The sequence below is a fragment of the Exiguobacterium sp. s138 genome, assembly GCF_018618775.1.
GTDB lineage: Bacteria > Bacillota > Bacilli > Exiguobacteriales > Exiguobacteriaceae > Exiguobacterium_A > Exiguobacterium_A artemiae.
Genome location: NZ_JACSMW010000003.1, coordinates 436467 through 450152 on the forward strand (window position 1 = coordinate 436467; position 13686 = coordinate 450152).

Genomic DNA, 13686 nt, shown 5'->3' on the forward strand with positions numbered 1-13686 from the left:
ATAAAAATATTGGATTAATTTTTTGAACCTACAAAACAGAATACGGAGGATAAACAAGTGAAATGGATTAATCAAAAAATTGGTCGCCAATTGATGTTTGCCTTTTATATGGTTTTCATCGCGCTCAGTCTGACGTCAGCGATCGTCTATACTTATACGGAACGAAAGATCGACCAGACGAATGCCACGTTCGATGATTTACGGGAACGCCGAACGAATGCCAATACATTAGCCAACGAATGGACACTTGTGCAGAGCAATGTGAAATCGTATGTGCTGTTCGGTACACCAGAAATACTCGATACGATCAAAGCGAATCAGCGGGAAATCAATCGTTTGACGACCTGGTTCGAAAAAAATGCCATTTACGAACAAGGAAAGGAATATGCGGTCGCCACCCGGACACTTTATGATGATTACTTCGGGACCGCCCTTCCATTGTTGACAGAATACGTCGCCGGTAAGACAGACGGATCGATCGACGAAACATTCCTTGATCCGAAAACCCTTGCTTCCTTGTCGAACGGTGAAAATTTATTTAATGAAAACGGCACGTTAAAAGGCTCAAACAGTCAATTGACGACAGATACGGATGCAGCCGGCATCGATACGTTACTCACGGACTACTTGACGTTGATTCAAAACAAAGAGACGGAAGCGAAAACGGACCTGCTCGGTGAGATGCGGGTCGCTCAGTTCATCTGGCTGTCGAATCTCGTCGTCCTGATCATCATCCTGTTACTGCTCGTGCGACCGTTCATCAGCCGGGTGACGAAGCAGGTCAACACGTTATCCCGTGACAGTGCCCTGCTCGCAAGCGGAGAGGACATCAACACGATTCCATTACCAAAACGTCAGGATGAGCTGTATATCTTAACGACATCCTTTAACCGGATGGCGACGTCGATCGCCGACAATAAAGTCCATATGCTGGCGAAAAACGAAGAGTTACAAGCGCAACAGGAAGAGCTTGTCGCCCAGCAGGAAGAGTTGCAGGCACAACAGGAAGAGCTCGAAGAAGCACTCGAAATCACGTTACGCAGCGAACAGCATCTGAAATACCGCAATGAACTGACGGAGACCCTCGCGTCACGCGAGACGTTGACGGCGTATCCGGAAATCATCGAAAAACTTGTCGCCATCACCCACTCAGAAATCGGTGCCCTGCTGTTCCTCGATCAGCATGACGTCCGCTCGACGATTGAGTACGGGATGACGGAAGAGATGGTCGGTCAGCTCGTCAAGGACGATCAATCGTTGTTCCACCGGGCCCGCGTCTTAAAACGACCGGTCCATTCGTCAAAACAAGTTGCTCATGACAGTCCGTTGCCGTATCCGTACTATATGTATGAGGTTGCCGTGCCGATCCTTGATCCGAACGAAGAACAGATCATCGCCTGCGTCTACCTCGTCCGGTACCGGGATGCGTTCACACCGGAACAGATGGGTGACATCCTGTCGTTCTCGCACCAGTTGTCCCTTTCACTGATGCGGATGGGAATTTATGAGAAGATGATGCACGAGAAAAATAAGACCGGCCAACTCCTGAACTCGATCCGGGAAGCCGTCGTCTACATCGAACACGAATCCGACGAACTTCTTGTCAACGAACCGTTGATGAAACTGTTCCCGGAAGTCCAGACGGAATACCAGGACGACAGTAATCTGTCCTCGTTCCGCCAGGCGATGTCGGCACTCTCCGCCATCATCGATGAACCGGAACCGTTCGAGCAGTATATCGAACAAATCGTGGAACAGAATCTGCCGAAAGACAGTCTTCTCGTCTCGATCCGTTCACACAGTGCCTACATCCAGATTTATGCGGAAAAAATCCAGATCAATCAGGTCTGGGTCGGCACGATGCTTGTCTTACGCGACGTCACGAAAGAGACGGAAGCGGACCGGATGAAAGAAGAGTTCGTCTCGACGGTCTCGCATGAACTGCGGACACCGTTGTCCTCGATTTACGGTTTTACGGAACTGATGCTGAACCGGGAAATCGATCCGCCGAAACAACGCAAGTACTTGACGACGATCCACTCGGAAACGGGACGCCTGACGACACTCGTCAATGATTTCCTCGATGTCCAGCGGATGGAATCAAGCGAACAACGTTATCAGATGGCGACGTTTGACCTCGTTCAGCTGGCAGCAGAATTGATCGACTTCCATGATGCTTCCCATACGACACACGAATTGTCGTTTGAAGCTGTCGGACCGATCATGATTGATGCCGATGCGGAAAAAATCAAACAGTTGCTGAACAACCTGCTCAGCAATGCAATCAAATATTCACCGGATGGCGGCAACGTCGCGATTCGTATCGAAAACCACGACGGCTTTGCGGAAATCACGATTCGTGACCAAGGAATCGGTATTCCCCAAGAAGCGATGTCGAAGTTGTTCGATAAGTTTTACCGGGTCGACAATTCAGAAACGCGGAAAATCGGTGGAACCGGACTTGGCCTGTCGATTTGTAAGGAAATCGTCAAGCACCATAACGGGACGATTGATGTCGAGTCGACGATCGGTGCCGGATCGACGTTTACGATCCGCTTCCCGATTGCGGTCATCTCGACCATCCTCACGTATGAAGAATAAACTGACGTGCCTTTGTCATTCGACAAGGGCACGTTTTTTTGTCAGGTTACGGACTACGGCAGGACGGGTATTAGGAGAATAGCTGAAAAACGAAGGGAGTTTTAGACATGGCATTAGGTTGGATTGGATTAGGTCATATGGGGGTGCCGATGGCGTTACGTCTCAGACGAGCCGGGCATCTACTTAACGTATATAACCGGACGGTCGAGAAGACGGCTTCTCTCGTCAAGGAAGGGGCTGTTGCACTGGAATCCCCCCGTGCCGTCGTCGAGCAATCGGATATCATCTTTCTGATGCTTGCGGATGGCCCTGCCATCATGGCCATCTTCGAACAGGAAGACGGGCTGCTGACAAGTGAGCTGTCGGGGAAAACGCTTGTCAACTTGAGTACGATCTCACCGGAACAATCAATCGACTTTGCGAAACAGATCGAACAGGCCGGCGCGACGTATCTTGAAGCACCGGTCTCCGGATCCGTCGGGGTCGCGGAAGCCGGTCAGCTCGTCCTGCTGCTCGGCGGAGACGAACAAGCGATTGCCGCCTGTCGTCCCTATTTCGAGATTCTCGGTAAGGAAAGCATTCATTTCGGTGCCCATGGAACAGGGAGTTCGGCCAAACTTGCCATCAACCTCCTGCTCGCACTTGTCGGGGAAGGTGTTGCCGAGACGCTGTTGCTCGGCGAACGGGCCGGACTCGACAAAGAGAAGCTGATTCAGCTGATCGGAGCATCCGGAATGAACACGCCGCTCTTCCAAGGGAAACAGACGATGTACCGGGACGAACAGTTCCCGCCTGCGTTTCCGCTCCGCTTGATGGCAAAGGATCTTGGCTTGATTACGGAAGAAGCGAAACGATTGACGCTCGACCTGCCACTGGCAGCGACAGCACAGACGCAGTATCAGCATGCCTTGGAAAGTGGCCACGGCGACGAAGACATGGCGGCGATTTACGTCTCGTTGAAAAACAACTGACCGTCTGGTTTTTCAGACAATACACAGACGAAAGAGGGAGGGAATCTTTACGATCCCCTCCCTCTTTTTGATGTGTCGATATACGCGATGCTTTGCATCCTTATTTCAGTGACGTCACGATACCCATCATCTGGTCCGATGTCGTCAAGGCTTTGGAATTAAACTGATACGCCCGCTGAATCTGCGTCAGGTTCGTCATCTCCGTCGCCATATCGACATTCGAGGTCTCAAGCGTTCCGACCGTCAACGGATTTCCCGTCGCATTCTGGTATTGTCCTGCCGTCGTATAGAGACCGCCTCCGACATCGGTCAATTCACCATGGTTCGGAATATCGGCGACACCGATCCGGGCGAGAACACGCCGTTCCCCGTTCAGGACGCCGGTGATGTTGCCATCTTTGTTCAGTTCGATCGACGTCGCATCGTCCGGGAATGTAATCGGTTCGTTCGCCTGATTGATGACCGATCGTCCGGCATCATCTGTCAACAGGACTTGTCCGTTTGCCTGCGGAGACAATTCAAAATTACCGTCACGTGTAAACTTCGTCACGCCGTCCGCATCAATCACACCAAAGAAATGGTGCGGATTGCTGAGCGCCGCGTCGAGCTTACGTCCGGTATTTTGGAACGTCCCGGTTGCGAAACGCGTTGCTTCATTAGCGACGTATCCGCCGACACCAAGGCGCAGACCAGCAGGTGTCGTCAGCGGTCCCGGCGTCAGTCCCGCCGGTTGATTGTTCAGATTCCGGACGAGCAGTTCATTGAACTGGGAATCCCGCCGTTTGTAGCCGTTCGTATTGGCATTCGCCAAGTTATGTCCGGTCGTATCGAGCTGCTTTTGAAGCTGAGCCATCGTACTGGCCGATGTATAAAGTGATTGCATGAACTTCCTCCTTGATTAACGGACGCGTCCGATTTCCGAGACTGCTTTTTCCGCCGTCCGGTCATAGGCCTGGATGACTTTCTGATTGGCTTCGAACTGGCGGAGACCGGCGTTCATCTCTGTCATCGTCTGTTCAACTTCGACATTTCCGAGTTCGAGTACCCCTTGATCGACCTTGATGGCACCGCCATTTAACGCATCCGGTGACCGGAATAGACCGTTCCCGGTCCGCTCAAGCGTTTCCGGCTGATTCGTGACGACCAGACCGAGGTTGCCGATGGCTTGACCGTTTCCATCCGTGACGGCACCGTCTGCACTGACGGTGAAATCTTCATTCACGACGTTCAGCGGCTGACCGTCGTCACCGAGGACGAGATCATTTTCCGTCGTCCGCAAGAGACCGTCCTGTCCGACGGCGAATTGACCGTTCGTCGTATAGAGTGTCTCTTCTTCGCCGGTCGCGGGATCGGCATGCCGGATCGTAAACAGAGCCGCTCCTTCAAGCGAACTGATTTGAAGATCCGTCGCATTACCCGTCTCTGTAATCGAGCCGAGCGCGAAGTTCGGTGTCGCCGCCTGCATGAAAACACCGGTCGCGAGTTTCCCGACTGTCCCGCGGGAACGGACACCGGATTGTTCATTGACGCCCGACTGCTGGATCATCATCTCAGGAAAGGTCCGGAGGGACGCCTGATCGGCCCGGAAGCCCGGCGTCCGGGCGTTGGCCAGGTTATTGCTTAACATCTCTTGCTGCCGTTGTAACGCCTGCATCGCACCAGACGCCGTATACATTCCTCGTAACATATGTGTTGGCTCCTCATTGACTTATTGTTCAATTCTGTTCCTTAAGTATATCGGTCAATTTTTTAGAAATTCGATGTTTTTTTCAAAATAAGGGAATGAATCGCGTAGATGAATCGAAAGGCCTACCCCATTCGTTCAAAAACATTTGCTTATTTTTCAACAGACATGATATGTCTAAATCCCATAAATTGTTATAATCAAGTTATAACGACACTAAATGAGGTGAGATCATGCCCTTCTTCAAAAAGAAGAACACAGAATCCTTCATCAACGGCTCCCTGGATTTTAAGCAACTGGTCGATGCGACACACTTTCTCGAAAACCATCCCGATGCGGTCTATACCTTGAATTTAGAAGGACAGATTGTTTCCTACAATCAAAAACTGTCCCTGTTGCTCGGCTACGGTGGGAAAAAACTTCAGCACCAGCACTTCAGTGAGTTCATCACATCGGCTGAAGCAAAGCGAATCGCTCCGATCAAACAGCGGGCTTTAAGCGGCGAAACGGTCCACTTCACGGCAGAAGTCGCCCATCACGACGGTCATCACCTGACAATGAATGTCACGAACATTCCCATCTATCAAAACCATGTCATCATCGGTGTCTACGGAATTGCCCGGGACATCACCCAGCATATTCAGCTGCGACTTCAGCATAACCGGCTGTCAGCGAAAGAACAGCTGACGGCGTCGCTCCCGGGTCTGGCTTTTTTGGAATACGAAGCGACACGGGACCGACTGAATTTATCGGCTCATTTCGCCTCGTTACTGGACATCTCGCAACATCGGCTCGCTTCACTTGATTACGATGAATTTTTACTTGAAATCCATCCTGATGACCGGTCACGCTTCAAGCAACAGCTGACATCCCTTCAGGCCGGAGAACCGACTGCCGTCTGTACCTTGCGAATGAATCAGACACGCGACTATTCACAAGAAGTGTCCTGTCACGGACTCCGCTCCGAAGACGGTTCCGAGGAGCTGTTCAGTTTTCTCTTTCAGTCTGTCGTAAAACCGACTGGTAAAATGGAAATGGAGCGTACGTCCGACCGGACCAGTCTCGAGCAACAGGAAGATATCCGGAAACTGTCTTTGTACGATCAAGTGACGGGACTGCCGAACCGAACGTTATTCCTCGAAGAAGTCGAGCACTTGATCCGGACCGACCATCCGTTTACGATTCTATCGCTTGATTTCAATCAGTTGCATCGGATCAATGAACAGATCGGCTACGATATTGGTGATCAATGGTTACGCCAGACGAGCCGCTACTTAACGGAAACATTACCGGACCTCTATTGCGCCCGTCTGACCGGTGATCATTATGCCGCCTTGTCGACACAACCGTTTGATGAAGTCGCCCTGAAAGCGATGTGTCTCGATTTGCTGGCGTTGAACACGACCCGGATTCAAATCGAAGGCTATGAACTGGCGGCCGAGCTCGCGATTGGTCTCAGTCCATTCCAACATGACGAAATGGCGGCTACCGAGCTGTTGCATACTGCCAGCCGGGCCTTGTCCCGTGCCAAACTGAAAGCACAGCCCGCTTACGAATTTTATACGTCCCAGCTTGATCTTGAAATTTACCGCCGTCATCAACTGGAACAGAGTCTGCGGAATGCGATCCAGCAGGATGAGCTGTTTCTCGAATATCAACCAAAAGTCGACATTTGGAGCGGGCAGATTCTGGCATGCGAGGCTTTGATTCGTTGGGATCATCCCGAATGGGGACGGATTCCGCCGCAAGACTTCATTCCGTTGTCAGAGGAAGGTCATTGTTATCTGCCGATCGGTGAATGGGTTCTCGAGACGGTCTGCCGGACGATTCAGTCCCTTTTGCAACAACAAAGTCCAGTCGTCCCGATTTCAATCAATCTGTCTTCGAAGCAGCTGCTGCACCGGGATTTCGTCGACACGGTCCGGACGTGTCTGCACCGCCATCAAGTTCCGGCCCGGTACTTGCAACTCGAGCTTCAGGAAAGTGTGTTGTTGCATGAGAGTGAGTTCGTCAAAGAGACGTTGCAACAGCTTCACCAGTTGGGGATCCAGCTGATTCTCGACGGCTACGGAAGCGGTGTTTCTTCGTTGAGCAGTCTTCAAACATATCCGATCAGCAGTCTGAAACTCGACCGGTCGTTCGTCGCCCGACTTGAAGAAGACGAGCAGCCGGTTCCGCTCATCAAAAGCATCGTCTACCTGGCAAAAGAATTTCAGTTGTCGGTCGTCGCTGAAGGAATCGAGACACTGCACCAGCTCGATCAATTCCGGGACTTTGAATGCCACGCCGTTCAAGGCTATCTGTTCAGCCGTCCGGTCGGCATCGACACCTTACGTCTGCTGTTGAAACAAGGTGTCCTGCACCCCGTCGAATCAATGAAGAAGTCACCGAAAAAACCGTTGCCGTCTCTGCACGGACTCATCTCGATCACACGGTTAAACGGAAAAGATGTCAACGTTGGGGCTTCACCGATCCTCATCACCCGCAGTACGAACCGTTCCGTTCATTTTTATGCGTCGATCCGCTTACCGGTCGATCATCAAATCGAACTGTCGCTTCAATTGACGGACATCGTCCATCCGAAAACACTGATCGAACCGCTCGCCGTGACCGAACTCGATAACGGGCTGTTCCATTATTCGGCCGACTATAAAGTCCGGGCTCAATCGGGACAAATCATGAAGGCGCTCGAGACATCCGAGCAACTTAGGCTCGATGAATTCTTTATGTTATCCTGACACATCAAAAAGGCGATACCGATGCAGAATCGGAATCGCCTTTTTCGTATGCATCAAGAGTGTTTTTTACTGAGGACTGCCGTTTGCGTCCGTTCGAGCACCGCGTTTGTAATGACAATCAAACCGGTGAACAGGAACAACGCTTCAAAACCGAAGTGACCGGCAATCTGACCACCCGCAAGTGGTCCGAGGAAATTCCCCATGAACTGCGCCGACTGGTTATAACCGAAGATCCGGCCCGATGCATTCGCGGGCGTATGTTTCCGGAGAAGCGCCTGGACTGACGGCATCAGTGCGGCGGTCGCAAAACCGATTCCCATCCGTAAGATGATCAATTGGCTTGTATCCGTCACGAACGCCTGCGGAATCAGGAATGCGGCGAAAATCAGCAAGGCGAAGAACAAAACGCGTTCCGCCCCGATTTTATCCGATAACCGGCCGAGCCGCTGCGCGGCAATCAAGGCCGCAATCCCTGGAGCTGACGCGACGATACCGGACAGCAAGGCCAATCGTTCCGTACCGGGACTGAGTTCCCGGACGTACAGGGATAAAATCGGACTGATCGATTGTGCCGCAAACTGAATCAGGAACGTCGTCAGGAAGAGACTTAAAATCAGTTCCGGATGACGTAACGATTGGATGATTTCTTTAGCTGACGCCATTTTCTTCGTTTGTAACGGAACAAAGTCCTCTTTGACGAAGAAATACGTGACAAGGAACGTCAGGAAGAGCGGAATGCTCGTAAAGAGAAAAACGGGTCGAAGCCCAATCATATCGGCAAGGAATCCTCCAATCAGAGGTCCAAGTAATCCACCGGCAATCCCACCGGTTGATAATGTACCGAGCGCCCAGCCACTTTTCTCTTTTGGGGTTTGTGAGGCAACCATGGTGATTCCGGCAGAGATAAATCCGGAGACGGCACCCATGACAAGTCGTAAGAAGACGAGCTGATAGACATCCTGTACGAAGCTGATCAGGAACATGACAATCGACATCCCGAGGCTTGCCCGCAGTAACATCAACTTCCGTCCTTTTTTATCAGCCAAGCGTCCCCAAATCGGTGACACGATCGCTGCGACGAGGAAGGTCGCACCAAACGCTACGCCGGACCAGGTCGTAATTTCCTGGCGTCCGTGGACACCAAGTTCTTCAATGAATAAGGGCAAAAACGGTAAAACTAAACTTAACGCGGCAGCCGTCAAAAAACTACCAATCCAAACAACGACTAAATTTCTTTTCCACAATGGCATTGTGGCATCACTTCCTTTTTAATGGTAATTCCGTTTCAATTCAACAACTTCTAATATACACTTCACAAAGTGAAATGTCTAGGATTTGAACTGATTCTCAGGACTCCCGGACTATTGGCTTATATCCAAGACACGGCGGACGACCGATAATAAGGTAACTCAATAAGGGAGTGAACGATATGAAACGCTTCATCCTCAGTTTGCTTTGTCTTACGATGGCTGCGACGCTTCTACCTGTTAGAACTGAAGCAGCCGTCGCCGTCACGCGTCACACCGTGATGTGGTCCATTCCTGAAGCGAAACAAATTTCAACGAAAGTCACACAGCTGGCAAACAGACAGATGAAACGTGTCTACCTGCATGTCGCTGTTGAGGGTGACCGAACTCTCTACCGCACCTTCGTTGAAAAAGCCCATCTTGCCGGAATCGAAGTCTATTTTTTGTTCGGTCAGCCGAGCTGGATTACGAATGAAGGCACGACGAACCGGCCGAACGTCGAAGATCCGTTAGCCTGGATCAGTGTCTATCTGCAAGAAACGATGGAACGTCCGGATGGCATCAGCGTCGATCTCGAACCTTACGCCTTACCGGCCTGGGAAACGGATCAAGCGTCTGTCATCGCCTCTTATCAACGCCTGTTGACAGCTTTTCACGATGTCAGCACGTCGCAACGTCTTCCGTTGCAACTGTTTCTGCCGTTTTGGTTCCATACCGTGCCGGATGCTTCCGGACAACCGCTCAGCGAATGGGCGATGGAGTTGGCAGATGAAGTCACCTTGATGAGTTACCGGACCGTCTACAGCGGTGGAAACGGACTTGCTGCGATTACGATGACTGATGCGCTCTACGCCGCCAGTCATCAACATCGTTTGTCGTACGCTCTGGAATTCACGGAACTGCCGGAAACACCAAGCATCACCTTTTACGGAAAGACACGGACTGCGCTCAATCAGCTCGTTAATCAAACGATGAACAGTTCCCTGCCGCCAAGCGCCATCGTCTATCATGATTTTGATGCCTATCAGGATTTCATGCGCAGTACGCAATAATCAAGATATCGCGCACAAGGAAATGCGAATCGTTTTTGAATCAGTATCAAAAGAAACCACCCACTTTTTCTTCGTAAAAAAATAAAAAACCCCATAGAAATGGCCGATAATCCCGTGAAAAGACAGGATGATCGGCCATTTTTGATTGATGGAGGACGGAGACGTTCATCCTCGACTCCTATGGGAAAAGGAAGCGTGATTAACGCTTCCGTCAGGAACAGGTAAGACCCGGCATGACCGCACGGAGTGCGGGATGCCACGGCTTACCTTCCGCCCATGGAAAGCGAGGATGGCGGAGACGTCCAACACAGGCATTGATGCGGATTATTTTCCTAAATGATCAAGCATGATTCCCGTTCCGCGGGCAACACATAACATTGGATCTTCCGCGATCAAGACCGGAAGTCCGAGTTCTTTTGCCAGCAACTGATCGATGCCGTCAAGTAATGCCCCGCCACCCGTCAGGATGATTCCGCGGTCGATAATGTCCGCCGCCAGTTCCGGTGGTGTTTTCTCAAGGACACGTTTTGTCGCTTCGACGATTTCCATCGCGGCTTCCGCCAATGCTTCATGCATCTCCTGCGAGGAAATCGTGATGTTGTCCGGGAGTCCGGTCACTAGATTACGACCCCGAATGTCCATCTCTTCTTGACGTCCTTCATCGGACACGGTCGCGACCGTCATCTTGACGTTTTGGGCCGTCCGTTCTCCGATGATGAGTTTATGGTTATCCTTGATCGCACGGATGATATCATGATCAAACCGGTCTCCGGCGACTTTGATCGTTTCACCGCAGACAATATCGCCCATCGAAAGGACCGCAACGTCCGTCGTGCCGCCACCGATGTCAATGACCATGTGTCCGGCCGGCATCCAGATATCCATGCCTGCTCCGACGGCGGCAACTTTTGGTTCGACTTCAAGGAAAACAGTTTTGGCGCCTGATTTTTCACCGGCTTGACGAATCGCTTTCGCTTCGACCGTCGTGATGCTGGCCGGCGTACAAATCAACATCCGGACGCCGCCGAACATACTTCTCACTTCGATTTTATCGATGAAGTGACGTAACATCGCTTCCGTCATTTCAAAATCAGCGATTACACCATCGCGTAACGGACGAATCGCGACGATGTTTCCCGGTGTCCGGCCGACCATCTGGTGGGCTTCCGTTCCGACTGCATGGATTTTTCCTGTTGCTTTATCAATCGCGACGACCGATGGCTCGTCGAGTACAATTCCCTTACCTTTTACGTGAATGACGACATTTGCTGTCCCCAGGTCAATTCCGATATCCTTTGTCAAAAACATCTCGCGTGATCTCCTTTATCCACTGGCTATTCTTCCAAAATATAGCACGTCGTTTGGACGTCTAACCCATTTATGTATACATACCTTTCAATTCTAGCACAGGGAAACAAAAAGAGACGACTTTCTTTAAAAGAAAGTCGTCAAGAATATAAAGGAATGAAATGATAGCTTAAAGCTTCGCCGCTGCCGTCTCTTCGATGGCAACTGTTTCTTCCGTAATACGCTCGACATCTGCGCCGAGTGCTTGTAATTTGAGATGGAAATCAACGTATCCGCGGTCGATGTGATGCAGTGCACCAACACGTGTTTCGCCTTCTGCAATCAATCCTGCCGTGACAAGTGCTGCTCCAGAACGAAGATCTGTTGAAAGAACTTCTGCTCCTTGAAGTTGTACACCGCCCGTGATGATCGATGAACGTCCTTCAATCTTGATGTCAGCGTTCATGCGACGGAATTCTTCGACGTGCATAAAGCGGTTTTCGAAGACCGTTTCCGTGATGACGGATGTGCCTTCTGCTTTTAAGACCAACGCCATCATTTGTGCTTGAACGTCTGTCGGGAAACCAGGGTGTGGCATTGTCTTGACGTCGATCGCAACGAGTTTCTTCGGTCCGATGACACGGAGGCCTTCTTCTGTATCCGAGATTTTAACACCCATCTCTTCCATTTTTGAAATCAATGGACGGAGATGCTCACGCTCGGCACCGATGACTTCAACGTCACCTTCCGTGATTGCCGCTGCAATCATGAATGTACCGGCTTCAATGCGGTCCGGAATGACATAGTGGTTGCCACCATGAAGTTTTTCCACACCTTCAATGCGAATCGTCTCTGTTCCGGCACCGCGGACTTTAGCGCCCATTGCGTTGAGGAAGTTAGCGAGATCGACGATTTCAGGTTCTTTCGCGACGTTTTCGATGACTGTCGTACCTTCAGCAAGTGTTGCTGCCATCATGATGTTTTCTGTCGCACCGACTGACGGGAAGTCGAGGTAGATTTTCGCACCTTGCAGACGACCGTCGACGTGTGCTTCAACGAATCCGTTACCGATGATTGTTTTTGCACCCATTGCTTCGAATCCTTTTAAATGAAGATCAATCGGACGTGAACCGATTGCACAGCCGCCCGGCATGGCAACACGCGCACGACCGAGACGTGCAAGAAGTGGTCCCATGACAAGAATCGACGCACGCATCTTGCGGACGTATTCAAGTGGTGCTTCGTCTTTCAATTCTGCTTCGGCATTGACCGAGACCGTGTTTGCTTCTGCATCAAATGTCACTTCTGCGTTCAGGTTCCGTAAGACGTTGTTGATTGTGTATACGTCTGCCAAACGGGGAACGTTTTGAAGGACCGATGTACCTTCTGAAGCAAGCAATGTTGCGACCAATGTTTTCAAGACTGCGTTTTTTGCACCTTCTACTTTTACCGTTCCAGCTAATTTACGTCCGCCACGGACAACGATTTTTTCCATTACTCATACTCCTCTGCTTTCGTTTCTGTTCTATTATGTTCAATTCGCGATTGGTGTGCATCATAGTTGAAAACCAACGCATGATAGAAGAGAAACACCCTATAGTTGATCTCTCATTCCAAATCCAACACGACTTTTCAGCTTCACAATGGTTACGTTTCTTCATTATAAGAATACTATCCTGTTCCATACTAAATCAGATTGATGATTTAGGGTTTACAACGAAGTTACAAGTTCACCCGACTAAGAACTGGAGACGCTGTGCGAATCCCGAATAGTCGAGCAAAAAGCGGGCGATCAGCGAACCGAGCGCCACGGCAAGCAACACACGTAAGACAACCGCCTGTGGTCCTTTCGGATGCTGCAGGAACTTCTCCCATTTGACCGGAAGGAGTGCCCACCAGGCGAAGACAATCGCCGTTAAATAAACAAGCATACTGATTAGTGCACTTAAACCGATTGACGTCACTGCTACTGCACCTCTTCTGTTAAGGTTTTTCCAACCTTACCATGATTTCATACAATGAATGATTGCGCAAACAAAAAGGCACAAGATAATTTATTTTATCGTATAAAATATATTATGAAAAGATGATTATGGAAAATTCCAC

At 50.4% G+C, this 13686-nt stretch carries 10 protein-coding genes; 4 read left to right on the forward strand and 6 right to left on the reverse strand.

Going from position 1 to position 13686, the window contains the following annotated elements; all coding sequences use genetic code 11:
- The first annotated feature begins 57 nt into the window (after positions 1-57).
- Entirely contained in the window at positions 58-2601 is a 2544-nt protein-coding gene (locus tag KNP91_RS09380; protein WP_214849857.1) for a HAMP domain-containing sensor histidine kinase, read from the forward strand.
- Positions 2602-2708: 107 nt separating this feature from the next.
- On the forward strand, positions 2709-3572 hold the full coding sequence (locus KNP91_RS09385; RefSeq protein ID WP_214849858.1) for an NAD(P)-dependent oxidoreductase: 864 nt from the start codon (positions 2709-2711) through the stop codon (positions 3570-3572).
- Positions 3573-3672: 100 nt separating this feature from the next.
- Here the strand turns inward: KNP91_RS09385 and KNP91_RS09390 are convergent, their stop codons facing one another.
- Together KNP91_RS09390 and KNP91_RS09395 are read right to left on the reverse strand one after the other, a co-directional pair.
- Entirely contained in the window at positions 3673-4455 is a 783-nt protein-coding gene (locus KNP91_RS09390) for a flagellar hook-basal body protein (RefSeq protein ID WP_214765365.1), read from the reverse strand.
- Between the two features lie 15 nt (positions 4456-4470).
- On the reverse strand, positions 4471-5259 hold the full coding sequence (locus KNP91_RS09395) for a flagellar hook-basal body protein (RefSeq protein ID WP_214765367.1): 789 nt from the start codon (positions 5257-5259) through the stop codon (positions 4471-4473).
- Between the two features lie 230 nt (positions 5260-5489).
- Here KNP91_RS09395 and KNP91_RS09400 point away from each other — a divergent pair, with 230 nt between their 5' ends.
- Entirely contained in the window at positions 5490-7994 is a 2505-nt protein-coding gene (locus KNP91_RS09400) for a sensor domain-containing protein (protein WP_214849859.1), read from the forward strand.
- 53 nt (positions 7995-8047) lie between these two features.
- Here the strand turns inward: KNP91_RS09400 and KNP91_RS09405 are convergent, their stop codons facing one another.
- A complete protein-coding gene (locus KNP91_RS09405; RefSeq protein WP_214765371.1) occupies positions 8048-9244 on the reverse strand; it encodes a multidrug efflux MFS transporter in 1197 nt (398 codons plus the stop codon).
- A 179-nt stretch (positions 9245-9423) separates the two neighbouring features.
- On the opposite strand from KNP91_RS09405, the gene KNP91_RS09410 reads away from it, so the two are divergent.
- Entirely contained in the window at positions 9424-10293 is an 870-nt protein-coding gene (locus KNP91_RS09410) for a hypothetical protein (protein WP_214849860.1), read from the forward strand.
- 324 nt (positions 10294-10617) lie between these two features.
- Here the strand turns inward: KNP91_RS09410 and mreB are convergent, their stop codons facing one another.
- From mreB to KNP91_RS09425, 3 genes are all read right to left on the reverse strand, one after another.
- Positions 10618-11601, reverse strand: a complete 984-nt coding sequence (gene mreB / locus KNP91_RS09415; protein WP_214849862.1) for a rod shape-determining protein MreB — start codon at positions 11599-11601, stop codon at positions 10618-10620.
- 169 nt (positions 11602-11770) lie between these two features.
- The gene (gene murA, locus KNP91_RS09420) at positions 11771-13075 is read right to left on the reverse strand and encodes a UDP-N-acetylglucosamine 1-carboxyvinyltransferase (RefSeq protein ID WP_214849864.1); all 1305 of its coding nucleotides are present in this window, start codon (positions 13073-13075) and stop codon (positions 11771-11773) included.
- A 235-nt stretch (positions 13076-13310) separates the two neighbouring features.
- Positions 13311-13544: a DUF1146 family protein gene (locus tag KNP91_RS09425; protein ID WP_012371538.1), complete on the reverse strand. Its 234-nt coding sequence runs from the start codon at positions 13542-13544 to the stop codon at positions 13311-13313.
- Positions 13545-13686 lie beyond the last annotated feature (142 nt).

Bases quoted from the DNA above. Each gene is read 5' to 3' on its own strand.
- KNP91_RS09390 (WP_214765365.1), bottom strand. From the start codon at position 4,455: ATGCAATCACTTTATACATCGGCCAGTACGATGGCTCAGCTTCAAAAG.
- murA (WP_214849864.1), bottom strand. From the start codon at position 13,075: ATGGAAAAAATCGTTGTCCGTGGCGGACGTAAATTAGCTGGAACGGTA.
- mreB (WP_214849862.1), bottom strand. From the start codon at position 11,601: ATGTTTTTGACAAAGGATATCGGAATTGACCTGGGGACAGCAAATGTC.
- KNP91_RS09405 (WP_214765371.1), bottom strand. From the start codon at position 9,244: ATGCCATTGTGGAAAAGAAATTTAGTCGTTGTTTGGATTGGTAGTTTT.
- KNP91_RS09410 (WP_214849860.1), top strand. From the start codon at position 9,424: ATGAAACGCTTCATCCTCAGTTTGCTTTGTCTTACGATGGCTGCGACG.
- KNP91_RS09395 (WP_214765367.1), bottom strand. From the start codon at position 5,259: ATGTTACGAGGAATGTATACGGCGTCTGGTGCGATGCAGGCGTTACAA.
- KNP91_RS09400 (WP_214849859.1), top strand. From the start codon at position 5,490: ATGCCCTTCTTCAAAAAGAAGAACACAGAATCCTTCATCAACGGCTCC.
- KNP91_RS09385 (WP_214849858.1), top strand. From the start codon at position 2,709: ATGGCATTAGGTTGGATTGGATTAGGTCATATGGGGGTGCCGATGGCG.